Origin of the sequence: Streptomyces coeruleoprunus (assembly GCF_039542925.1) — a bacterium.
GTDB lineage: Bacteria > Actinomycetota > Actinomycetes > Streptomycetales > Streptomycetaceae > Streptomyces > Streptomyces coeruleoprunus.
This window is the reverse complement of sequence record NZ_BAABIT010000001.1, coordinates 5,885,213-5,909,146: the sequence shown is the minus strand read 5'-3', so window position 1 is coordinate 5,909,146 and position 23,934 is coordinate 5,885,213. Positions and strand designations below refer to the sequence as shown.

Genomic DNA, 23,934 nt, shown 5'->3' with positions numbered 1-23,934 from the left:
GGCTCCTCAGAGGGTCGCGGGAACGGTGGACGTACGGGGTTCGTCGCGCTCGGCCGCGTCCTCCAGGACGATGCGGCCGATGATCTCGTACTTCTCCGGCCGCCTGGCCCGCAGGTACGCGCCCAGGCCGAGGCCCGCGCAGAAGACGGCGCCGACGATCCAGGGAATGAGCCGGAACAGCACCGAGTCGGCGGCGGTACCCGCGGCGGTGTCCATGTTCAGCACGAGCAGCACGACGACGGCGGCCATGCCGATGCCGCCGAGCAGCGGCGCGGTGAAGGTCCGGAACCAGTGCCGGTCCTCGGGGTGGTGGCGGCGGAAGTAGCCGATGACAGCGAACGAGCAGAGTGTCTGCACGATGAGGATCGCCATCGTGCCGAGGATGGCGAGCAGCGTGTAGAGGTGGATGTACGGGTCCTGTCCGGCCGCCCAGAACGCCCCGACGAGCAGGACGGCGATCACGCTCTGCGCGAAGGAGGCGATGTACGGGGAGCCGTGCCGCCGGTGCGTGCGGCCGAGCGCCGGGTGGAGGAAGCCCTCGCGCCCGATGGCGTACAGATAGCGCGAGGCGCACTGGTGGAAGGCCATGCCGCAGGCGAACGACCCGGTGAGCAGGAGCCATTGGAAAGCGTCGACGGCCCACGGGCCCAGGTGGGTCCGGGCGGGCGCGAAGAACAGCTCCAGCGGATCGGCGGAGGCCGCGACGGCGAGGGACCCGCTCAGGCCGTTCCCGGCGACGGCCATCCACGACACGTACACGTAGAACAGCCCCACGCCCACGACGGCGATGAGCGTGGCGCGCGGGATGACCCGCTTGGGGTCCTTGGACTCCTCCCCGTACATGGCGGTGGACTCGAAGCCCACCCAGGACCAGAACGCGAAGAACAGTCCGAGCCCGGCGGACGTGCCGGTGAACGCCCCGGCCGGGGCGAGCGGCTCGGCGGGGATGCCGTCGGGGCCGCCGCCCGCGAGCAGGACGGCCGTGGCGACGGCGAACAGCACGGCGACCTCGGCGACCAGCATCGCGCCGAGCGCCTTGGCGGTGAGGTTGATGTCGAAGTACGCCAGGACGGCCGTGACCGCGAGCATCGCGCCCGCGTACACGATCCACGGCAGGTCGACACCGAGCTGGTCCGCCACGGTGGTCCGGGTGAAGTAGGCGAAGACCCCCACGATGGAGGCCTCGAAGACGATGTACGCCAGCACGGCGAGCATGCCGGACGCCATGCCGGCGATCCGGCCGAGGCCGTGGGAGATGTAGCCGTAGAAGGCTCCGGCGGCGGTGATGCGCCGCGCCATGGCGACGTAGCCGACGGAGAACACGGTCAGGACGAGCGTCGCGAAGAGGTAACCGGCCGGGGCGCCGGTGCCGTTGCCGTGGCCGACGGCGATGGGCAGGTTGCCGGTCATCGCGGTGATGGGGGCGGCGGTGGCGACGGCCATGAAGACGACGCCGACGAGGCCCACGGAGTTGGCCTTGAGCCGCTGTACGTCGGGTACCGCTGGTTTCTCTGCCATGCCCGGACACCCTGGCCCCATGTGACGTGCACCACAATCGACAGAGGGTCACTCAATAAGCCTGTGGGGCAGACGAGTTGTCGCCCTGGGAGGATGGGCCCATGGCCGATCACACCAGGGACCGGGAGCTCGCCGAGGCGGTCCGGCTGCGCGAGCGGGGACACCACGAACAGGCCAGGGAGCGGCTCCTCGCCCTGGCCGCCGAGCATCCGCACGACGCCGAGGTCGCCTACCAGACCGCGTGGGCGCACGACGTACTGGGCCTGGAGGCGGAGGCCGTCCCGTTCTACGAGCGCGGCCTCGCGCTGCCGGGGCTCTCCGACGAGGACCGCAGGGGCGCCCTCCTCGGCCTGGGCAGCACCCACCGGGTGTTCGGCCGGTACGCGGAGGCGGTCGAGGTGCTGCGCGGCGGTGTGGCGGAGTTCCCCGACGACGGGGCCCTGCGGACGTTCCTCGCCATGGCCCTGCACAACACGGGCGAGCACGGCGAGGCCATGCGCCTCCTGCTGACGCTGCTGGCCGCGACCAGCGACGACCCTTCCGTACGGCGGTACCGGCGGGCCGTCGAGCACTACGCCGGGGACCTGGACGCCACCGTCTGAGCCCAGCGGGTACCGTCCCCGCCATGGACGAACAGGGTGGGATCACCGTACGGCGCGCACTGGAGCTGCCGGGCCTGCGCGCCGGACTGCCCGAGGTGGTGGCGGGCGCCGACCGGCTGCACCGCACCGTGCGCTGGGTGCACGCCGGCGAGGTGCCGAACATCGCCTCGCTGCTCAAGGGCGGTGAGCTGCTGCTGACCACGGGCCTCGGGCTCGGGACGCGCCCGGCCGAGCAGCGCGCGTTCGTACGGCGGCTCGCGGACCGGGGCATCGCCGCGCTGGTCGTCGAGCTGGGCCACCGGTTCGCGCGGCTCCCGGCGGCGATCGTGGACACCGCGCGGACCGCGGGCCTGCCGCTGGTGCAGCTGCACCGGGAGGTCCCGTTCGTCTCCGTCACGGAGGAGGTCCACACCGAGATCGTCAACGGGCACTACGCGCTGCTGCGGCAGGCCGAGGAGGTGCACCGGCAGTGCACCCGGGCGCTGCTCGACGGCGGAGGGGTGCCGCAGGTCCTGCGCATCCTGGCCGAGTTCGCCGGGAACCCGGTGTTCCTGGAGACCCCCGACGGGCAGCTCCTGTACGCCGTGGACGCCGTACCCGGCACCGCCTGCGCCGACCCGCTCCAGGTGTGGGAGGGCCTGCGCGGGCAGCGCGCGGCACGCGAGGCCCCGCCCGCGGGCGCGGTCGTCGTGGACGTGCCGGGCGGCGGCCCGGGCACCGGCGCGGTGCGCGCCCGGCTGGTGCTGCTGCCGGTGTCGGGGGCGCCGCTGCCGGTGCACCGGATGGCGGCGGAGCGGGCGGCCGGGATCCTCGCGGTCGTCCTGATGCAGGCCCGCCAGGAGGAGGAGCTGGCGGCGCGGGGCCGCGGCGACTTCCTCACGGACCTCGCCGAGGGCCGGATCGCGGCCGACGACGCGCCCGCGCAGGCCCGGGTCCTCGGCTTCCGGCCGGTGGGCGGCCCGCTGCTCCCGGCGGTCATGCGGCTGGCCCCCGAACTGGCGCCCTCCGGCAACTGGGCCCTGCTGGCCCGCGCGGTCCTGGAGGAGCTGGCCTCCGTCGGCGTGCCCGTCCTCCTGGGCGTCCGCCCGGTGGAGGGCCGCGTGCCGCTCCTGGTGGGGCTGCGCGCCGAGTCGGAGCGCGCCGCCGTCGCGGACCGGGTGGCCGCCGCGCTGCGGGCCGGCGTGGAGCGCGCCGGGCTCGACCGGGCGGGCGGCCACCCGCCGGTCGTCGTCGTCGGCGTCGCGGGCGGCTGGGCCGCCGCGTCGGCCGGCCTGCGGCACGCCGCCGAGACCGCGGCCGCCGCCCACGGGCTGCCCGACCGGCCCTGGCACGACGCCCGCCGCCTGGACACCGACCTGCTGCTGTGGCGGCTGCACCAGCACGACGAGGCGGCCCTGGCGGCGTTCGTTGACCGGGCCATCGGCCCCTTGCGCGACCACGACGCGACCTCCCGCCCGCCGCTGCTGCCCACACTGGAGACGTACCTGGCGCACGCGGGCCGCAAGGCGGAGACGGCACGCGAACTGCACCTCAACCGCCAGACGCTCTACAACCGCCTGTCCCGCATCGCCGACCTCCTGGGCACCGACCTGGACGACCCCCAGACGGTGCTGGCCCTCTCCTTGGCCCTCCGGGCCCGGAGGCATGTGCAGCCGCCGCTGTGAGCAGTCGCGCCCCGGCCCCTGGGCCCCCGCACCTGCACCACGGCGGGCGGCGGCCCACCCGCAGGACCGAGCCGGAACGCGTCAGCGTTCGCACAGTTCGTCGTACACGCTCAGCACCTGCGCGATCGTCTCGTCCTCCGTCGGCCACGTCCGCGCCTGCCGCCGCCCCGCCTCCGCCAGCGCGGCCCGCCGCCCCGGGTCGGCCAGCAGCCGGGACACCGCGGACGCGAGGGCGACGGCATCCCCGTACGGCACCAGCTCCGCCGCCTCCCCCACCAGCTCCGGCACCCCGCCCACCGCGGTCGCGACCAGCGGAACGCCCAGCCGCAGCGCCTCCTGCGCCAGCGGTGCCCGCGCCTCCCACCGGCTCGCCAGCACGGCGACGTCCGCCGCGGCGAGCAGCGATCCGGCGTCCTCCCGGTGCCCGAGGAGCCGCACCGGCAGTTCCTCGGTCTCGATGCGCCGCTGCAGCGCCCCGCGCTGCCGCCCCTCGCCGACGACGGCGACCAGCGGCACGGGGTCGTGGCCGAGCCACGAACGGGCCGCGTCCAGCAGGGTGTCGTGGCCGCGGTACGGCTCCAGGGGGCCGACGGACATGACCAACGGCCGGTCGACGGCGCCGAGTTCGGCCCGCGCCTTGCCGTGGTCGCCGAGGTCATCGACCTGCCGGGGCGCGGGGCTGGTGACGGGACCGAGCCGGGCGTCGCGGGCACCCCGCCGCCGGGCGCGGTCGACCAGCTCCGAGGACGTGCCGAGGACAACGGCCGCCGCGCGTACGGCCTTTCGCTCCATGAGCCGCAGCAGCTGCCTGCGGGCACCCTCGGCGTGCGGCCGGCTGTGCCAGGTGACGACGAGCGGCACGTGTTGGGAGGCCAGCGCCATCGCGGCCCGCACGGCGGCGTGCACCCCGTGGGCGTGGACCACGTCGGCGCCCACGCACGCGGCCCGCAGGGCGCCGACGGACAAGGGGTCGCTGCGGCGCGGGACGGGGACGAAGTGGGCCCCGGCCCCGAGGAAGTCGTAGTCGTGGTCCAGCTCCGCGGGGGCGCACACGGTCACCCGCACGCCCCTCGCCACGAGCCCGGCGGCCAGTGATCTGACATGAGCGCTGCTGCCCGCGCTGCCGCCGCCCAGCACTTGGACCGTACGCAGCTGTGTCACGCGCCCAAGGATGCCAGCCCGTACGCACGTTCCGGCACCGGCTCTGCTGCCGGACCCGCCGCATTCCGCGACTTTCCGCCGTCGAGGGGCGTGACCTCGCCGCCCGGTTCACTCACATGGGTGAGCGTGCGAGGCGGCTGACGGTCTCTCCGTTGACGGCGGCCGCGATGAGGGCGGCGGCGTGGAGGGTGAGGCCGAGCCGTCCGTTGGCGGCGGCGACGGCGGTGCCGAGGGCCGCACCGAGGGCGTGCGCCCCGGTGTCGCCCAGCATGGTCCGCTCGCCCAGGTCGTCGGCGGCCACCGCCGCTGCGGCGCCCATGGGCGCGGCGGCGAGGGCACCGCCCCGGAGGAGGCCGGGCGCGCCGAGCGCGAGGACGGCCGACACGGCACGGCCGGGGCGTACGTCCACGAGGTTGACGGCGTGGGCGGTCCCGGCGATCACGACGCCGGCGAGCACCTTGTCGAGGGGCCGCTCCTTGAGCAGCGCCCCGGCGGCGAGCCCGGCGGCGCCGATCCCGAACAACTTGACGGCCCCGCTGGTCACCTCCCCCTGCCGCAGCGCGCCGAGGTGTGCCCGGAAGCCCCTGCGGTGGTCGCCGCGGAGATCGTCGTACGCCCCGCAGGCCGCGGCGGCGACGGTCGCCAGCACGGCGGCACCCCGGTCCCGGCACGGTACGGCGCCGAGGACGGTGCCGACGGCGACGGCGGGCGCCGCGTACAGGTCGACGGTGCGTCCGGCGTGGTTGGTCCGCTCCCACGCCGACCGGCGGCGCTGCCGCAGCCCCGCGCGGACGGCCCGCGCGGCCACGGCGGCCGCGCCGAACGCGGCGGCCGCCCTCGCAAGCTTGTCGATCATGACCGTCACCCTACGGGGCGGCCCCTGAAACCGGACACGGCAGGTGCCGGGCGGCGGACCCCACCCCGTACGCCCCGCGCAGCCGCCACAACCGCCCGACGCGTCAGCAGCCCCTTCCATGCCGGGCACCACCGCAACGCCCGACGTCCGCGCAGCCGCCCGACGCCTCCGCAGCCCCGCAACGCCCGAGGTTCGGCCACCCGCCACAACGCCCGACGTCCGAGCGGCCGCCGCAACGCCCAAGGTTCGGGCAGCCGCCGGAACCGCCCGACGCCGCGGCGTTTCCATGCCGGGCGTCACCGCAGCGCCCGCGACGACCCACGTCCGCGCAGCCGCCACAACCGCCCGACGCGTCCGCAGCCCCGCAACGCCCGAGGTTCGGCCACCCGCCACAACGCCCGACGTCCGAGCGGCCGCCGCAACGCCCCAGGTTCGGGCAGCCGCCGGAACCGCCCGACGCCTCCACAGCCCCTTCCATGCCGGGCGTCACCGCAGCCCGCGCGACGCCCCACGTCCGCGCAGCCGCCGCAATCGCCCGACGCCTCCGCAGCCCCGCAACGCCCGAGGTTCGGCCACCGCCACAACGCCCGACGTCCGGGCGGTCGCCGCAACGCCGGGCGGGCCCGGCACGGCCGGCACGGCCGCAGGCGTCAGACCTCCGACCGTGCCGTCGCGAGCAGTTCCTCCGCGTGGGCCCGGGCGGTCTCCGAGTCCTCCTGGCCGGCCAGCATCCGCGACAGCTCGCGGACGCGGTCCTCGCCCTCCAGGACGGTCACGCCGGACCGGGTGACCGAGCCGTCGTTGGTCTTCTCCACCAGCAGCTGCCGGTCGGCGAACGCCGCGACCTGCGGCAGGTGCGTCACCACGACGACCTGCGCGGTCCTGGCGAGCTTGGCCAGCCGCCTGCCGATCTCGACGGCCGCCTTGCCGCCGACGCCCGCGTCGACCTCGTCGAACAGGTACGTCGGCACCGGGTCCGTACCGGCGAACACGACCTCGACCGCGAGCATCACACGCGACAGCTCACCGCCCGAGGCGCCCTTGGCGATGGGCCGCGGCGGGGCGCCCGGGTGCGGCGCGAGCAGCAGCTCGACCTCGTCGACGCCGGTCGGCCCGTACGCGACGGTCCGCCCGCCGACGTCGACGCCGTCCGGGTCCTCGGTCTGCCGGATGGCGAAGGAGACCCGGGCGTGCGGCATGGCCAGCGAGGCCAGCTCGGCGGTGACCGCCTCGGCGAAGCGGGCCGCGGCCTCGGTCCGGGCGTCCGTCAGGGCCTGGGCGAGCCCGGACAGTTCGGCGCGCAGGGCGTCCCGCTCGGCTGTCAGCTCACCGATCCGGTCGTCGTCGCCGTCCAGTTCGGTGAGCCGGGCGGCACTCTCCTCGGCCCACGCCAGCACGGCGGCGATGTCCTCGCCGTACTTGCGGGTGAGCCCGGTCAGCGCGGCGCGGCGCTCCTCGACGGCGGCCAGGCGGCGCGGGTCGGCGTCCAGCTTGTCGGCGTATCCGGCCAGTTCGCCGGCCACGTCGGAGAGGAGGATGGAGATCTCGCCGATCCGGTCGGCGAGCGCCGCGAGTGCGGGGTCGTGGGACCGTACGGCCTCCAGGGCGCGCCCGGCACCGGCGACGAGGGTCGTCGCGTCGACGGCCTCCGGGTCCTCGGGGTTGCCGGCGAGCGCGCCGTGGGCGAGGGCGGCGGCGGAGGCGAGGGCCTCGGCGTGGCCGAGCCGCTCGGCCTCGGTGGCCAGCTCGGTGTCCTCGCCGGCCCGCGGCTCGACCGCCTCGATCTCGGCGAGCCCGAACCGCAGCAGGTCGGCCTCCTGGGCCCGCTCCCGGGCCCGTGTGGTCAGCTCGTCCAGTTCGGCGGTGACGGCCCGCAGCCGGCGGTACGCCTCGCCGTACGCGGCGAGCGGACCCGCGACGGCCTCACCCGCGTACCGGTCGAGCGCGCCGCGCTGCCGGGCGGGCTTCAGCAGGCCCTGCTGGTCGGTCTGGCCGTGGACGGCCACGAGGTCGTCGGCCAGCTCGGAGAGCAGCCCGACGGGCACGGCACGGCCGCCCAGGTGCGCCCGGGAGCGGCCCTCCGCCGAGATGGTGCGGCTGATGAGCAGGGCGCCCTCGTCGAGTTCGGCGCCCGCCTCCTCGGCGCGCCGGGCGACGCCGGCGTCCCCGGGCACGCTGACCCGTCCCTCGACGACGGCGGCCGGGGCGCCGATCCGCACCAGGGCCGGGTCGGCGCGCCCGCCGAGCAGCAGCCCCAGGCTGGTCACCACCATGGTCTTGCCCGCGCCGGTCTCGCCGGTCACCGCGGTGAAACCGGGTGACAGCTCGACCACCGCGTCGTCGATGACTCCGAGCGACCGTATCCGCATCTCCTCCAACACGTGGAAGACCATACGAGGTCCGGGGCCCGGGATGCGACGGCCCCCGCCCCGCGTCGCGGAACCCGCAGGTGACGACGCCCCCGGGCGACCACCGATCACCCTCCGGAGTGGCCTTGTCCGGTGAATGTCCCCCGCCCCGCCCCGGACGGGCCGAAATCAGCCCCTCCGGCGTTCGAGGAGCGGGGGTTCGGGGGCGGAGCCCCGGATTCGGGAAGGGGCGGGGTGGGGGAAGATCCGCCGGACGGCACCTAGTGCGGTGCCCCCCGCCAGCCCGACACCGGCAGGGCGAACTTGGCGACGAGCCGGTCCGAGAACGACGCGTGGTGGAGCCGGGCGAGCCGTACGGGCACCGAGCCGCGCCGTACCTCGACCCGCGCGCCCGCGGGCAGCGTGACGGTGCGCCGTCCGTCGCACCACAGCACCCCGTCCGGGGTGTGCGGCTCGACCTCCACCGCCAGGACCGCGTCGGGCGTGGTGACGAGCGGCTTGGCGAACAGGGCGTGCGCGCCGATGGGCACCATCAGCAGCGCCTCCACCTCGGGCCAGACGACCGGACCACCGGCCGAGAACGCGTACGCCGTGGAGCCGGTGGGCGTCGCGCAGATCACGCCGTCGCAGCCGAAGCCGGTGACGGGCCGCCCGTCGATGGCGAGGACGACCTCCAGCATCCGCTCCGGCGCGACCTTCTGCACGGCGGCCTCGTTGAGGGCCCAGTTGGTGTGCAGGACGTCCCCGTTGTCGTACACGACGACGTCGAGGGTCATGCGCTCCTCGACCTCGTACGCCCGCGTGACGACCCGGTCGACGACCTTGTCGAGGTCGTCGCGCTCGGCCTCGGCGAGGAAGCCGACCCGCCCGAGGTTGACGCCCAGCATCGGCACGCCGGACGCCCGGGCGAACTCCGCGCCCCGCAGGAGCGTCCCGTCACCGCCCAGCACGATCAGCAGTTCACAGCCGTCGAGCACATGGGGGCTCGCCTCGGCGACGGTCTCCACGGCGGGCGGCAGCGGCAGGTCGGCGGCCTCGGAGGCCAGGACGCGTACGCCGATACCGCTGCGCAGCAGGCCGAGCACGACCAGTTCGGCGCTGCGGACGGCGGCGGGCCGCCCGGTGTGCGCCAGCAGGAAGACGGTACGCGGTGCTGAACTCGCAGCTGAACTCGGTGCTGAAGTCAACGAGGTCCCTCCGCCACGGCACGGTCGACGTCGGCCGGATCGAGTGCGGGCGCCCCTGCCCGCAGCCAGAGAAAGTACTCGACGTTGCCGGAGGGGCCGGGCAGCGGGCTCGCGGTCACGCCGAGCACGCCGAGCCCCAGCTCGCCGGCCTGCCGCGCCACGTTCCGTACGGCGTCGGCACGCAGCTCGGGGCTGCGGACCACACCGCCGCTGCCGAGGCGCTCCTTGCCCACCTCGAACTGCGGCTTGACCATCAGGACGAGGTCGGCGTCCGGAGCGGTCACCGAGGCGAGGGCGGGCAGCACCAGGCCGAGGGGAATGAAGGACAGGTCACCCACCACAAGGTCCACGGGCACTCCGTCGATGGCGTCGAGGGTCAGTTCACGTACGTTGGTACGGTCCTTGACGGTGACGCGTTCATCGCTCTGGAGGGACCAGGCCAGCTGCCCGTAGCCGACGTCGACGGCGACGACGTGGGCGGCCCCGGCCCGCAGCAGGACGTCCGTGAACCCGCCCGTGGACGCCCCGGCGTCCAGGGCGCGCCGGCCCTCGACCTTCAGGCCGCGGGGCACGAACGCGGCGAGCGCCCCGGCCAGCTTGTGGCCGCCGCGCGAGACGTACTCGGGGTCGGAGTCGTCCTGGGCCACCACGATGGCGGCGGCGGTCTCCACCTGCGTGGCGGGCTTGGTCGCGGTGTTGCCGCCCACGGTCACCCGCCCCGCCGCGATCAGCTGGCTCGCGTGCTCCCGCGAGCGGGCGAGCTTGCGGCGCACAAGCTCGGCGTCGAGACGGCGGCGTGCCACTCCTGCCACGTTCGATTCAGCTCCTGTCGTCGTACGGGGTTCCCGGCTGGGGGTGGGGTGCGTCGAGCGCGGTCAGCGTGTCGCGCAAGCCCCGGTGTACATCCTCGTACACGTCCAGGTGTCCGTCCGCCGGAAGGTGATCGACATCGCCCAGCCGCTCCAGCAGCCCGTCGACCCGCGGGTGCCCGGTGGCCGTGCGGGGCACGCCGAGGGGGGCGGGGGCGGCGGGCTCGTACCCGCCGACGGCACCGGCGGGTTCCTCCTCGGCGCGCCGCTCCGCCGCGTCTCCCTCTGCGGTCGGGTTCGCCTCAGGAGCCGCCTCTGGGACCGTCCCGGGGGCCTCGGGCCGCCTGGCGGGCAGGCCGGACATCGCGTCGTTCATGCCCCGACGCTACCGCGTGGTCCTGCGGTACGGTCGGTCGCGATGGCGACGATCGAGGAGTGCCGCGCCGCGCTGGACGCGCTGGCGGCGAACCTGGCGCGGGCGGACGGCGGCGTGCGGGCCGCCGCGGCCCACGACCGCAGCCTCAGCTGCCACCTCACGGACCTGGACGCCACCTTCGCCGGCCGCCTCACGGACGGCCGGATCGAGGTGCTGGAGCAGTTCGCGGGGCCGCCGCGGGAGCGCGCGCAGATCCGGCTGGTGCTGCGCGGCGACGACCTGGTGGCGCTGGTCGCGGGCGAGCTGAACTTCGCCGCCGCCTGGGCGTCGGGCCGGGTCAGGCTGGAGGCGGGCCTCCGCGACCTGCTGCGCCTGCGCTCACTTCTGTAGCGCGGCTTCCGTCCGCCGCACGGCCTGCCGCGCGCCGGCCCGCGCCGTACGTGCCGCCGGGACCACCAGCGGCGTGCCCGTCTCGGGGTCGTCGATGACCTGGCAGCGCAGCCCGAAGACCCGCTCGACCAGCTCGGCCGTGACGATCTCGGTCGGCGGCCCCTCGGCGACGATCTCCCCGCCCCGTACGGCGATGAGGTGCGTCGCGTAGCGGGCGGCGTGGTTCAGGTCGTGGAGGACGGCGACGAGCGTGCGTCCCTGGGTCTCGTGGAGTTCGGCGCACAGGTCGAGGACGTCGATCTGGTGCTGGATGTCGAGGTACGTCGTCGGCTCGTCGAGCAGCAGCAGCGGCGTCTGCTGGGCGAGGGCCATCGCGATCCACACGCGCTGGCGCTGCCCGCCGGACAGCTCGTCGACGTACCGGTCGCCCAGCTCCCCGACCCCGGTGGCCTCCATCGCCTCCTGGACGATCCGCTCGTCCTCCGGGGACCACTGGCGCAGGAGCCCCTGGTGGGGGTAGCGGCCGCGGGCCACGAGGTCGGCGACGGTGATGCCGTCGGGCGCGATGGAGGACTGCGGCAGCAGCCCCAGGGTGCGGGCGACCTTCTTGGCGGGCAGCGCGTGGATGGCCTGCCCGTCGAGCAGCACGCGGCCCTCGGCGGGCCTGAGCATCCGGGAGAGGGCGCGCAGCAGGGTGGACTTGCCGCAGGCGTTCGGACCGACGATGACCGTGAACGAGTTGTCGGGGATCTCGACCGACAGGTCGCGGGCGATGATCCGCTGCTCGTAGGCGAGGGTGACGGACTCCGCGCTCAGTCGGGGGCGCGGGCGCTCGGGCTGCATGGACGTACTCCTGCGGTTCTGGTCGTGGTCGTGGTTCGCGGCGCTCATATCCGGCCCGCCCTGCGCTCGGTGACCAGCAGCCACAGCAGGTAGGCACCGCCGACGACGCCGGTGACGACGCCGACGGGCAGCCGGCGCTCGTCGAAGGTGTTGGTGGCCGCCCAGTCGGCGATCAGCAGCAGCGCCGCGCCCATCAGGGCGGACGCGCCGAGGTTGGGGCCGGGCGAGCGGGTGAGGCGGCGGGCCAGCTGCGGGGCGCTGAGCGCGACGAACACGATGGGCCCGGCGGCGGCGGTGGCGGCCGCCACCAGCAGCACCGCCGAGGTGAGCAGCACGACGCGGACCCGTTCCACGCGCACGCCCAGGGCGTGGGCCGCGTCGTCGCCCATCTCCAGCATCCGCAGGGGCCGCCCGTACGCGAGGATCAGCGGCAGCAGGACGGCGGAGGCGGTGAGCAGGGGCCAGAAGTGGCTCCAGTCGCGGCCGTCGAGCGAGCCGGTCATCCACAGCACGGCGCGCGTCGCGTCGACCAGGTTGGCCTTGGTGATCAGGTAGTGGATGCAGGCCGTCAGGATGGCGGCGATGCCGATGCCGGTGAGGACGAGCCGGAAGCCGTGGACGCCCCGTTTCCAGGCGAGGAGGTACACGGCGGTGCCGGTGAGGGTGCCGCCCAGGACGGCTCCGCCCGCGACGGCCGTCGCACCGCCCTGGAAGAGGACGATGACGGTGAGCGCGCCGACGGTGGAGCCCTGGCCGATGCCGAGCATGTCGGGGCTGCCGAGCGGGTTGCGGGTGATGGTCTGGAAGACGGCGCCGCCGACGGCGAGCCCGGCGCCGACGAGCAGCGCCACGAGGACGCGCGGCAGGCGCAGGTCCTGGACGACGAACTCCTGCATGGCCGTGCCGTCGCCGAGGAGCGTGGCCAGCACCTCGCCGGGCGTCATGGTGTAGTCGCCGCTGCCGATGAGGACGACGGCGGCGGCGAGCGCCAGGAGGGCCAGCAGGAGCCCGGCGACGGCCGCGCGGGGATCGACGCGTACGGAGAGCCCGCCGGGGGTGCGGATCGCCTTGACCGTGCGGACGCGGGCCGCGGGGAGTCGTTCGGGGGTCACGGTCACAGCTGGGCCATCCTCTTGCGGCGTACGAGGTGGAGGAAGACGGGCCCGCCGATGAGCGCGGTGACGATGCCGACCTGGAGTTCGGAGGGGCGGGCGACGACGCGGCCGACGATGTCGGAGACGAGCAGCAGCACGGGCGACAGGACCGCCGCGTACGGCAGGATCCACCGCATGTCGGGCCCGGTGACGGCGCGTACGAGGTAGGGGACCATCAGTCCGACGAAGACGATCGGCCCGCAGGCGGCGGTGGCGCCCCCGCACAGCAGGGTGACCGACAGCATGGCCAGGACGCGCGTGCGGTTCAGGTGGGCGCCGAGCGCGCGGGCGGTGTCGTCGCCCATCTCCATCGCGTTCAGGGGCCGCGCCACCAGCAGGGCGAGGACGACGCCGACGGCGAGGAACGGCGCGACCTGCCGTACGGTCGCGAGTTCGGCGCCCGCCAGCGAGCCGACGGTCCAGAAGCGCAGCCGGTCGAGCGCGGCGGCGTCCAGCAGCTGCACGGCGTTGACGTACCCGTACAGCGCGGCGGTCGCGGCGGTGCCGGCCAGGGCGAGCCGTACGGGCGTGGCGCTGCGGCCGCCGCCGAGGACGTACACCAGGACCGACACGGCGGCGGCGCCGGCGAACGCGAACCAGACGTAGCCCGTGAGGGACGTGACGCCGAGGAAGCCGGTGGCCGTCACGACGGCGGCGGCCGCGCCCGCGTTCACGCCCATCAGGCCCGGCTCGGCGAGCGGGTTGCGGGTGAGCGCCTGCATGACGGCGCCGGACAGGCCGAGGGCGACACCGGCCAGCAGGCCGAGGAGGGTGCGCGGGACACGCACGTCGGCGATCAGGACGTCGGTGCCGGTGCCGGAGTTCTGGAACAGCCCGTGCCAGACGTCACCGAGCGGGACGGGCTTGGCCCCGACGACGATGCTCGCGGCACAGACCACCAGCAGCACGGCGAGGGCCGCCACCAGCCCGGCGGCGCGCACGGAGTGACGCTTTCGGGGCTGCTCGGCGGCCGACGGCTCCGCGCTCTGTTCGGGAGGACTGTCGATCAACACCGGGTTAGGTTAGCCTACCCTGCCCGAGCAGCCGCAGGGGGTCTCACCACCCCAGCCGCGCCAGCGCCTTCCCCGCGTCGAGCCCGCACGACCCGGCACCCGCCTGCGTCCACGCCGCCGCGCACAGCGCCCGCAGCGCGTCCAGCCGGTCGCCCTCCCCGTCGAGCACCAGCGCGTTCCCGTCCGCCGACGCGGTCCAGCCGCCGCACACGAACCCGTCCGCCACCGTCCCGGTCACCTCCGGCTGCCCGGTCAGCAGCCCCCGCAGATCGGCGTCCACGTACGTCGGCCGGTGCTCGGGCACGGCGGCCAGCAGCCGCGCCGCGTCCGTCACGCCGGTCAGCACGAGCAGCGAGTCCACGTCCCCGTTGAACGCGCCCTCGATGTCCGTGTCCAGCCGGTCGCCCACCACCAGCGGCCGCCGCGCACCGGTCCGCAGGATCGTCTCGCGGTGCATGGGCGGCAGCGGCTTGCCCGCCACCTGCGGCTCCGCGCCCGTCGCGATCCGCACGACCTCCACGGCCGCCCCGTTGCCGGGGCCGATCCCCCGCGCACCGGGGATCGTCAGGTCCGTGTTCGACGCGAACCACGGCACGCCGCGCGCGATCGCGTACGACGCCTCCGCGAACCGCCCCCACGGCAGCTCGGGCCCGCCGTACCCCTGCACCACGGCGGCCGGGTCGTCGTCGGCCGACTCGACCGGCACCAGACCCCGCTCGCGCAGTGCCACGCGCAGCCCCTCCCCGCCGATGACGAGAACCCGCGACCCGGCCGGCACCTGCTCGGCGATCAGCCGGGCCACCGCCTGCGCCGAGGTGATCACATCACCGGGCTCGGCCGGCACGCCGAGTTCGGTCAGGTGCGCGGCGACGGCATCCGGCGTCCGCAGCGCGTTGTTGGTGACGTACGCGAGGTGCATGCCGCCCTCGCGGGCTGCGCCCAGCGCCTCCACGGCGTACGCGATGGCCTCGCCGCCCGCGTACACGACGCCGTCCAGGTCCAGCAGCGCCGTGTCGTACGCCTCGCTCAGCACCGCCGCACTGCCGTCCGGCCGGCTCCGCCACCGCTGCCCCATCACCCGGTACTCCTCGCTCGTTCGGACGACCTCTCTCCCCCGATCATCACCCATCTGCACATCAACATACGATGCAAGGATGAATACGAGAGGTCTTGCGGCCAATGGCGGCCTGCGACTGAAGCCTTTCCATGGGCTGCGTTATGTCCCCGAACGGGTGGGCAGCCTAGCCGCGGTGACCTCACCCCCGTACGACGTGGTGGTACGGCCCGACGGGCTCCACCATCTGGAATCGTCCGACCCGCACAACATCGTCCGCCTGATCCTCCCGCAGGCGGCCACCGCCGACGCCCGCTCCCGGCAGGCCGCGCAGACCCTGGAGGACTGGCTCGGCTCGGGCGTGCTGGCCGCCGACGCGGAACCCGCCCTCTACGTCTACGAGCAGCGCAAGGGCGACCTCCTCCAGCGCGGCCTGATCGGCGCCCTGGAACTGTCCTCCCCGGCCGAGGGCATCGTCCTCCCGCACGAGGACGTCATGCCGGACGTCGTCGAGGAGCGGGCCGCCCTCATGCGCACGACCGGCGCGAACCTGGAACCCCTCCTCCTCACCTACCGCGGCGACGGCAACGCCACCGGCGCCACCGGCGTCATCGAACGCGCCATCCAGCGCACCCCGCTCCTCGCCACGACCACCGAGGACGGCTTCAGCCACCGCCTGTGGGCGGTGACCGACCCGGCCGAGCAGGCCGCGGCCGCCGAGGACCTGGCCGGCCACCAGGCGCTCATAGCCGACGGCCACCACCGCTGGGCGACGTATCTGCGCCTGCTCCAGGAGCAGTCCGAGCCCGGCCCCTGGAGCTACGGCCTGGTGCTCCTCATCGACACCTCCCGCTACCCGCTCCAGGTACGGGCCATCCACCGGCTCCTGCACCGCCTCGCGGTGCCCGACGCGCTCGCCGCGCTGGAGGGCGCGTTCCGCGTCCGCACCCTCGACGCCCCGCTCCCGGCCGCCATGGAGGAACTGGCGGCCGCCGTGGCCGAGGGCGGCAACGCCTTACTCCTCGCAGGCGACGGCCGCTTCCACCTCGTCGACCGCCCGGACCCCGCGCTGCTGGCCCGCACCGTCCCCCACGACCGCCCGGAGGCCTGGCGCACGCTGGACGCCACGGTCCTGCACGCGACGCTCCTGGACCACCTGTGGCGCGTGCCCGACGCCCCCGAGCACATCGCGTACATACACGACACGGAGGCCGTCGTCGCCCAGGCCGAGCGCCGCGGCTGCACGGCGGTCCTGATGCACCCCGTACGCGAGGAGGTCGTCCGGGACCTCGCCCGCCAGGGCGTGACGATGCCCCGCAAGTCCACGTCGTTCGGCCCGAAGCCGGCGACGGGCCTGGTCCTGCGCAGCCTCACGATCGACTGACCGCACACCGAAGGGCGGCACCCCCGCGGGGGTGCCGCCCTTCGTCATACCCGTACGGACCGGCCGTTACCGGTCGCCGTCCACGTCGTCGCCGCGGTCCTGCGCCCCTTCGGCGTCCGCGACGTCCTGAACGTCCTGGACGTCCTGGACGTCCTGGACGCTCTCGGTCTCGTCGAAGGCGTCGACGAACTCGACGCCGTCCAGCTCGGCGAGCCGGTCGGACGCGTCGGTCGACCCGTCCTTGTCGGACTCCAGCGCCTTCGCGAACCACTCCCGCGCCTCGGCCTCACGCCCGGCCGCGAGCAGCGCGTCCGCGTACGCGTACCGCAGGCGCGCGGTCCACGACTGTACGGAGTTCGACGCCAGCTCCGGGCTCTGCAGGGTCACGATGGCGGCGTCCAGCTGCCCCATGTCCCGCCGGGCCCCGGCCGCGACGAGCCGCATCTCGACCTGGCCGGCCTTGTCGAGCTTCTGCACCTCGGGCTCACCGGCCATGGCCAGCGCCCGCTCGGGCCGCCCGAGCCCGCGCTCGCAGTCGGCCATGACGGGCCACAGCTCCACGCTGCCGGTCATCCGCCGAGCCGCCCGGAACTCGGCCAGGGCCTCCGCGTACTTCTGCGTCGCGTACGCGGCGAAGCCGGCGGCCTCGCGCACGGCGGCGACACGCGACGCGAGCCGCAGCGCCACGCGGGAGTAGCCGTAGGCCTTCTCGGGCTCCTCGTCGATGAGCTTGGCGACCATCACCAGGTTCTTGGCGACGTCCTCGGCGAGCGTCTTCGGCAGGCTCATCAGCTCCTGCCGCACGTCCTTGTCGATCTCGTCGCCGGTGACGTCAGCCGGGATCGGCAGCCGCTTGATCGGCTCGCGGTCGCGCGTACGGTCGCGGTCCCGGTCGTCCCGGCGGTAGCCCCCGCGGTCGTCACGACGGTCGTCGCGCCGGTCGTCACGGCGGAATCCGCCGCGGCCACCGAAGCCACCGCGCCCGCGCTCGCGCTCGTCGTCACGGCGGAAGCCGCCACGCGGCCGGTCCTCACCGCGCCGGAAACCGCCGCGCTCGCCTTCACGGCGAGGTGCCCGCTCGTCACGCGGGAAGCCACCACCGCGCTCGTCCCGCCGGTCGTCACGACGGAACCCACCACGGTCCGGTCCCGGTCCCGGTCGCGGTCGTCACGCCGGGGCGCCCGGTCGTCACGCGGGAAGGAAGGCCGGTCGTCACGACGGAAGCCACCACGGCCCCGGTCGTCGTCACGGCGGAAGCCACCGCGCGGCCGGTCGTCCTCACGCCGAGGACCGCCGCGGAACCCACCACGGTCCCGGTCATCACGCCGCTCGTCACGGCGGTCGTCACGGCGGTCATCGCGCCGGTCGTCACGCCGGTCATCGCGCCGGTCGTCGCGGCGGAACCCGCCACGTCCGCGGTCGTCGTCACGGCGGAAGCCACCGCGCGGCCGGTCGTCGTCACGCCGAGGACCGCCGCGGAAACCACCACGGTCCCGGTCGTCCCGACGGAACCCACCACGGTCACGGTCACGGTCCCGGTCGTCGCGCCGGAACGCCGGCCGGTCATCACGCCGGTCGTCCCTGCGATCACCCCGCCGATCGTCACGGCGGTCATCGCGCCGATCGTCACGGCGGTCGTCACGGCGGTCGTCACGGCGGAAGCCGCCGCCTCGCCGGTCGTCGTCACGGCGGGGCCCACGGAAACCGCCTCGCTCGCCACCGTCCCTACGACGAGGCTCGCGCTCCGGACGGTCGTCGGAGGAGTTGGTGGACATGGGCGTGGCTCCTGTCTTCGGGTACCGCAAGTCATTCTCGCGCAGTCGGGCATCGACCGCGCTTCGAGCAGATTCAGCAAACAAAAAAGGACCCGTGGTCCCAGCATGCACGCTGGGACCACGGGTCCATGAAAGATTGTTCGGCGGCGTCCTACTCTCCCACAGGGTCCCCCCTGCAGTACCATCGGCGCTGAAAGGCTTAGCTTCCGGGTTCGGAATGTAACCGGGCGTTTCCCTAACGCTATGACCACCGAAACCCTAAAGGGTTCTAGCGAACAAGCACACTATTCACTTGAACAAGTAAGTGGTGTGTACCGGTGCGACTGTTCGCAACCCGGGAACCACACAGTGGACGCGAGCAACTGAGGACAAGCCCTCGGCCTATTAGTACCGGTCAACTCCACCCATTACTGGGCTTCCATATCCGGCCTATCAACCCAGTCGTCTACTGGGAGCCTTACCCTCTCAAGGAGGTGGGAATACTCATCTCGAAGCAGGCTTCCCGCTTAGATGCTTTCAGCGGTTATCCCTCCCGAACGTAGCCAACCAGCCATGCCCTTGGCAGAACAACTGGCACACCAGAGGTTCGTCCGTCCCGGTCCTCTCGTACTAGGGACAGCCCTTCTCAATATTCCTACGCGCACAGCGGATAGGGACCGAACTGTCTCACGACGTTCTAAACCCAGCTCGCGTACCGCTTTAATGGGCGAACAGCCCAACCCTTGGGACCGACTCCAGCCCCAGGATGCGACGAGCCGACATCGAGGTGCCAAACCATCCCGTCGATATGGACTCTTGGGGAAGATCAGCCTGTTATCCCCGGGGTACCTTTTATCCGTTGAGCGACGGCGCTTCCACAAGCCACCGCCGGATCACTAGTCCCGACTTTCGTCCCTGCTCGACCCGTCGGTCTCACAGTCAAGCTCCTTGTGCACTTACACTCAACACCTGATTGCCAACCAGGCTGAGGGAACCTTTGGGCGCCTCCGTTACCCTTTAGGAGGCAACCGCCCCAGTTAAACTACCCATCAGACACTGTCCCTGATCCGGATCACGGACCCAGGTTAGACATCCAGCACGACCAGAGTGGTATTTCAACGACGACTCCACCTGAACTGGCGTCCAAGCTTCACAGTCTCCCACCTATCCTACACAAGCCGAACCGAACACCAATATCAAACTGTAGTAAAGGTCCCGGGGTCTTTCCGTCCTGCTGCGCGAAACGAGCATCTTTACTCGTAGTGCAATTTCACCGGGCCTATGGTTGAGACAGTCGAGAAGTCGTTACGCCATTCGTGCAGGTCGGAACTTACCCGACAAGGAATTTCGCTACCTTAGGATGGTTATAGTTACCACCGCCGTTTACTGGCGCTTAAGTTCTCAGCTTCGCCGACCCGAAAGTCAGCTAACCGGTCCCCTTAACGTTCCAGCACCGGGCAGGCGTCAGTCCGTATACATCGCCTTACGGCTTCGCACGGACCTGTGTTTTTAGTAAACAGTCGCTTCTCGCTGGTCTCTGCGGCCACACCCAGCTCCGGAGGAAAACTCCATCACCAGACGTGGCCCCCCTTCTCCCGAAGTTACGGGGGCATTTTGCCGAGTTCCTTAACCATAGTTCACCCGAACGCCTCGGTATTCTCTACCTGACCACCTGAGTCGGTTTAGGGTACGGGCCGCCATGAAACTCGCTAGAGGCTTTTCTCGACAGCATAGGATCATCCACTTCGCCACAATCGGCTCGGCATCAGGTCTCACCCTGCATGAGAGACGGATTTGCCTATCTCTCGGGCTACACCCTTACCCCGGGACAACCACCGCCCGGGCTGGACTACCTTCCTGCGTCACCCCATCGCTCACCTACTACCAGTCTGGGTCACCGGCTCCACCACTCCGTGATTGTCCGAAGACGCACACGGCGGTTTCACGGGCTTAGCATCGCTGGGTTCAGCGCTGGCGCTTCAAAGCGGGTACCGGAATATCAACCGGTTGTCCATCGACTACGCCTGTCGGCCTCGCCTTAGGTCCCGACTTACCCTGGGCAGATCAGCTTGACCCAGGAACCCTTAGTCAATCGGCGCACACGTTTCTCACGTGTGTATCGCTACTCATGCCTGCATTCTCACTCGTGAACCGTCCACAACTCGCTTCCACGGCTGCTTCACCCGGCACACGACGCTCCCCTACCCATCACAACACCCGTTGGGGCTTACGCTGCAATGACACGACTTCGGCGGTACGCTTGAGCCCCGCTACATTGTCGGCGCGGAATCACTTGACCAGTGAGCTATTACGCACTCTTTCAAGGGTGGCTGCTTCTAAGCCAACCTCCTGGTTGTCTCTGCGACTCCACATCCTTTCCCACTTAGCGTACGCTTAGGGGCCTTAGTCGATGCTCTGGGCTGTTTCCCTCTCGACCATGGAGCTTATCCCCCACAGTCTCACTGCCGCGCTCTCACTTACCGGCATTCGGAGTTTGGCTAAGGTCAGTAACCCGGTAGGGCCCATCGCCTATCCAGTGCTCTACCTCCGGCAAGAAACACACGACGCTGCACCTAAATGCATTTCGGGGAGAACCAGCTATCACGGAGTTTGATTGGCCTTTCACCCCTAACCACAGGTCATCCCCCAGGTTTTCAACCCTGGTGGGTTCGGTCCTCCACGAAGTCTTACCTCCGCTTCAACCTGCCCATGGCTAGATCACTCCGCTTCGGGTCTTGAGCGCGCTACTGAATCGCCCTATTCGGACTCGCTTTCGCTACGGCTTCCCCACACGGGTTAACCTCGCAACACACCGCAAACTCGCAGGCTCATTCTTCAAAAGGCACGCAGTCACGAGACACCAGCAAGCTGATGTCCGACGCTCCCACGGCTTGTAGGCACACGGTTTCAGGTACTATTTCACTCCGCTCCCGCGGTACTTTTCACCATTCCCTCACGGTACTATCCGCTATCGGTCACCAGGGAATATTTAGGCTTAGCGGGTGGTCCCGCCAGATTCACACGGGATTTCTCGGGCCCCGTGCTACTTGGGTGTCTCTCAAACGAGCCGCTGACGTTTCAGCTACGGGGGTCTTACCCTCTACGCCGGACCTTTCGCATGTCCTTCGCCTACATCAACGGTTTCTGACTCGTCTCACGGCCGGCAGACCGTGAAAGAGAGATCCCACAACCCCGCATGCGCAACCCCTGCCGGGTATCACACGCATACGGTTTGGCCTCATCCAGTTTCGCTCGCCACTACTCCCGGAATCACGGTTGTTTTCTCTTCCTGAGGGTACTGAGATGTTTCACTTCCCCTCGTTCCCTCCACACTGCCTATGTGTTCAGCAGCGGGTGACAGCCCATGACGACTGCCGGTTTCCCCATTCGGACACCCCCGGATCAAAGCTCGGTTGACAGCTCCCCGGGGCCTATCGCGGCCTCCCACGTCCTTCATCGGTTCCTGGTGCCAAGGCATCCACCGTGCGCCCTTAAAAACTTGGCCACAGATGCTCGCGTCCACTGTGCAGTTCTCAAGCAACGACCAGCCACCCATCACCCCACCACCTACGTGGTGAGTGCACTGGGGCCGGCGCATGAAGGGCGAGCAACGCTCGCACCCTCAGACACCCAACAGCGTGCCCGACACGATCCCTCGATCCGATCCGCGTTCCACGCCGAAGCAGTACTAGCGGTCCATCTCCTGATCGTGCCGAGTAGTCAACGTTCCACCCATGAGCAACCGTGCGAGACATTCGCTCGCAGTCGGCTATGTGCTCCTTAGAAAGGAGGTGATCCAGCCGCACCTTCCGGTACGGCTACCTTGTTACGACTTCGTCCCAATCGCCAGTCCCACCTTCGACAGCTCCCTCCCACAAGGGGTTGGGCCACCGGCTTCGGGTGTTACCGACTTTCGTGACGTGACGGGCGGTGTGTACAAGGCCCGGGAACGTATTCACCGCAGCAATGCTGATCTGCGATTACTAGCGACTCCGACTTCATGGGGTCGAGTTGCAGACCCCAATCCGAACTGAGACCGGCTTTTTGAGATTCGCTCCACCTCACGGTATCGCAGCTCTTTGTACCGGCCATTGTAGCACGTGTGCAGCCCAAGACATAAGGGGCATGATGACTTGACGTCGTCCCCACCTTCCTCCGAGTTGACCCCGGCGGTCTCCCGTGAGTCCCCAGCACCACAAGGGCCTGCTGGCAACACGGGACAAGGGTTGCGCTCGTTGCGGGACTTAACCCAACATCTCACGACACGAGCTGACGACAGCCATGCACCACCTGTACACCGACCACAAGGGGGCACCCATCTCTGAGTGTTTCCGGTGTATGTCAAGCCTTGGTAAGGTTCTTCGCGTTGCGTCGAATTAAGCCACATGCTCCGCCGCTTGTGCGGGCCCCCGTCAATTCCTTTGAGTTTTAGCCTTGCGGCCGTACTCCCCAGGCGGGGAACTTAATGCGTTAGCTGCGGCACGGACGACGTGGAATGTCGCCCACACCTAGTTCCCAACGTTTACGGCGTGGACTACCAGGGTATCTAATCCTGTTCGCTCCCCACGCTTTCGCTCCTCAGCGTCAGTATCGGCCCAGAGATCCGCCTTCGCCACCGGTGTTCCTCCTGATATCTGCGCATTTCACCGCTACACCAGGAATTCCGATCTCCCCTACCGAACTCTAGCCTGCCCGTATCGAATGCAGACCCGGGTTAAGCCCCGGGCTTTCACATCCGACGCGACAGGCCGCCTACGAGCTCTTTACGCCCAATAATTCCGGACAACGCTTGCGCCCTACGTATTACCGCGGCTGCTGGCACGTAGTTAGCCGGCGCTTCTTCTGCAGGTACCGTCACTTTCGCTTCTTCCCTGCTGAAAGAGGTTTACAACCCGAAGGCCGTCATCCCTCACGCGGCGTCGCTGCATCAGGCTTTCGCCCATTGTGCAATATTCCCCACTGCTGCCTCCCGTAGGAGTCTGGGCCGTGTCTCAGTCCCAGTGTGGCCGGTCGCCCTCTCAGGCCGGCTACCCGTCGTCGCCTTGGTGAGCCGTTACCTCACCAACAAGCTGATAGGCCGCGGGCTCATCCTGCACCGCCGGAGCTTTCCACCACCATCAGATGCCTGAAGTGGTCATATCCGGTATTAGACCCCGTTTCCAGGGCTTGTCCCAGAGTGCAGGGCAGATTGCCCACGTGTTACTCACCCGTTCGCCACTAATCCCCTCCCGAAGGAGGTTCATCGTTCGACTTGCATGTGTTAAGCACGCCGCCAGCGTTCGTCCTGAGCCAGGATCAAACTCTCCGTGAATGCTTCCCGGTGATCCGGGTCAACACTCGCGTTGAGCGGAACAGGGCGGGAGGAATAGTCCCGCTTCCTGTTCACAGCGTCCTCGCTGTGTTTTTCAAAGGAACCTCGTCTCAGAGAGACGGGGTTATCAACATATCTGGCGTTGACTTTTGGCACGCTGTTGAGTTCTCAAGGAACGGACGCTTCCTTCGTACTCACCCTTTCGGGCTTTCCTCCGGGCGCTTCCCTTCGGTGTTTCCAACCTTACCAGATCCTTTTCCGTTCCGTTTCCGGTTCGGATTTCGTTTCCGGTGGCCGTTGGAGGGCCTTTTTGTCTTTCGACTCCGCTACTTTAGCTGATCTCTCTGGCGGCTCCTAATCGAGCCTCCGGAATGCAATTCCGGCATGCCGGAAAGCCAACCCCCGAGGGGGAAGATCGAAGATAAGTAGTGGATGGCCGCTCCCAGGGTGCTGATACAGCCTCCCTGCCCTTGCGGCTCGGTCGACATT

Annotated in this window: 17 protein-coding genes and 3 rRNA genes; 4 read left to right on the top strand and 16 right to left on the bottom strand. The window is 70.9% G+C overall.

What is annotated here, in order from left to right; genetic code table 11:
• Positions 1-6 precede the first annotated feature (6 nt).
• Complete coding sequence (locus ABEB09_RS26465) at positions 7-1,518, bottom strand: APC family permease (RefSeq protein WP_345692416.1); 1,512 nt, start codon at positions 1,516-1,518, stop codon at positions 7-9.
• 101 nt (positions 1,519-1,619) lie between these two features.
• Between ABEB09_RS26465 and ABEB09_RS26460 the strand changes: the two genes are divergently transcribed.
• Positions 1,620-2,120: a tetratricopeptide repeat protein gene (locus tag ABEB09_RS26460; protein ID WP_345692415.1), complete on the top strand. Its 501-nt coding sequence runs from the start codon at positions 1,620-1,622 to the stop codon at positions 2,118-2,120.
• 23 nt (positions 2,121-2,143) lie between these two features.
• Complete coding sequence (locus ABEB09_RS26455) at positions 2,144-3,784, top strand: PucR family transcriptional regulator (protein WP_345692414.1); 1,641 nt, start codon at positions 2,144-2,146, stop codon at positions 3,782-3,784.
• An 81-nt stretch (positions 3,785-3,865) separates the two neighbouring features.
• Here the strand turns inward: ABEB09_RS26455 and ABEB09_RS26450 are convergent, their stop codons facing one another.
• From ABEB09_RS26450 to ABEB09_RS26425, 6 genes are all read right to left on the bottom strand, one after another.
• Positions 3,866-4,945: a glycosyltransferase family 4 protein gene (locus tag ABEB09_RS26450; RefSeq protein WP_345692413.1), complete on the bottom strand. Its 1,080-nt coding sequence runs from the start codon at positions 4,943-4,945 to the stop codon at positions 3,866-3,868.
• 112 nt (positions 4,946-5,057) lie between these two features.
• Complete coding sequence (locus ABEB09_RS26445) at positions 5,058-5,801, bottom strand: hypothetical protein (protein ID WP_345692412.1); 744 nt, start codon at positions 5,799-5,801, stop codon at positions 5,058-5,060.
• Between the two features lie 650 nt (positions 5,802-6,451).
• Entirely contained in the window at positions 6,452-8,194 is a 1,743-nt protein-coding gene (gene recN, locus ABEB09_RS26440) for a DNA repair protein RecN (RefSeq protein ID WP_345692411.1), read from the bottom strand.
• Positions 8,195-8,430: 236 nt separating this feature from the next.
• Entirely contained in the window at positions 8,431-9,357 is a 927-nt protein-coding gene (locus ABEB09_RS26435) for an NAD kinase (RefSeq protein WP_345692410.1), read from the bottom strand.
• Entirely contained in the window at positions 9,354-10,169 is an 816-nt protein-coding gene (locus tag ABEB09_RS26430) for a TlyA family RNA methyltransferase (protein ID WP_345692409.1), read from the bottom strand. Before ABEB09_RS26430 ends, ABEB09_RS26435 begins: the two co-directional genes overlap by 4 nt.
• Before the next feature lie 7 nt (positions 10,170-10,176).
• The gene (locus ABEB09_RS26425; RefSeq protein WP_345692408.1) at positions 10,177-10,542 is read right to left on the bottom strand and encodes a hypothetical protein; all 366 of its coding nucleotides are present in this window, start codon (positions 10,540-10,542) and stop codon (positions 10,177-10,179) included.
• A 42-nt stretch (positions 10,543-10,584) separates the two neighbouring features.
• Here ABEB09_RS26425 and ABEB09_RS26420 point away from each other — a divergent pair, with 42 nt between their 5' ends.
• Positions 10,585-10,932 carry a sterol-binding protein gene (locus ABEB09_RS26420; protein WP_345692407.1) on the top strand — a complete coding sequence of 116 codons (348 nt, stop codon included), beginning with the start codon at positions 10,585-10,587 and terminating at the stop codon, positions 10,930-10,932.
• Here ABEB09_RS26420 and ABEB09_RS26415 read toward each other — a convergent pair.
• The 4 genes from ABEB09_RS26415 to ABEB09_RS26400 are packed head-to-tail and all read right to left on the bottom strand — an operon-like array spanning position 10,921 to position 15,017.
• Complete coding sequence (locus tag ABEB09_RS26415) at positions 10,921-11,775, bottom strand: ABC transporter ATP-binding protein (RefSeq protein WP_345694096.1); 855 nt, start codon at positions 11,773-11,775, stop codon at positions 10,921-10,923. The two genes, ABEB09_RS26420 and ABEB09_RS26415, sit on opposite strands and share 12 nt — an antisense overlap.
• 44 nt (positions 11,776-11,819) lie before the next feature.
• Positions 11,820-12,893, bottom strand: coding sequence for a FecCD family ABC transporter permease (locus ABEB09_RS26410; RefSeq protein ID WP_345692406.1), 1,074 nt, complete (start codon positions 12,891-12,893; stop codon positions 11,820-11,822).
• On the bottom strand, positions 12,890-13,942 hold the full coding sequence (locus ABEB09_RS26405) for a FecCD family ABC transporter permease (protein WP_345692405.1): 1,053 nt from the start codon (positions 13,940-13,942) through the stop codon (positions 12,890-12,892). The genes ABEB09_RS26410 and ABEB09_RS26405 overlap by 4 nt, the downstream gene beginning before the upstream one ends.
• A gap of 43 nt (positions 13,943-13,985) precedes the next feature.
• On the bottom strand, positions 13,986-15,017 hold the full coding sequence (locus ABEB09_RS26400) for an HAD hydrolase-like protein (protein ID WP_345692404.1): 1,032 nt from the start codon (positions 15,015-15,017) through the stop codon (positions 13,986-13,988).
• Between the two features lie 79 nt (positions 15,018-15,096).
• Here ABEB09_RS26400 and ABEB09_RS26395 point away from each other — a divergent pair, with 79 nt between their 5' ends.
• Positions 15,097-16,380, top strand: coding sequence for a DUF1015 family protein (locus tag ABEB09_RS26395; RefSeq protein WP_345692403.1), 1,284 nt, complete (start codon positions 15,097-15,099; stop codon positions 16,378-16,380).
• Positions 16,381-16,446: 66 nt separating this feature from the next.
• Here the strand turns inward: ABEB09_RS26395 and ABEB09_RS26390 are convergent, their stop codons facing one another.
• From ABEB09_RS26390 to ABEB09_RS26370, 5 genes are all read right to left on the bottom strand, one after another.
• Positions 16,447-17,229 (bottom strand): tetratricopeptide repeat protein, encoded by a 783-nt coding sequence (locus ABEB09_RS26390; protein ID WP_345694095.1) that lies wholly within the window; start codon positions 17,227-17,229, stop codon positions 16,447-16,449.
• 271 nt (positions 17,230-17,500) lie between these two features.
• Positions 17,501-18,079, bottom strand: a complete 579-nt coding sequence (locus ABEB09_RS26385) for a hypothetical protein (protein ID WP_345692402.1) — start codon at positions 18,077-18,079, stop codon at positions 17,501-17,503.
• Positions 18,080-18,293: 214 nt separating this feature from the next.
• Positions 18,294-18,410: ribosomal RNA gene (gene rrf, locus ABEB09_RS26380) — 5S ribosomal RNA — on the bottom strand.
• A gap of 109 nt (positions 18,411-18,519) precedes the next feature.
• Positions 18,520-21,639 (bottom strand): 23S ribosomal RNA (locus ABEB09_RS26375).
• A gap of 279 nt (positions 21,640-21,918) precedes the next feature.
• Positions 21,919-23,445, bottom strand: a 16S ribosomal RNA gene (locus ABEB09_RS26370).
• Together the 16S, 23S and 5S rRNA genes form the textbook arrangement of a ribosomal RNA operon.
• Positions 23,446-23,934: the final 489 nt, after the last annotated feature.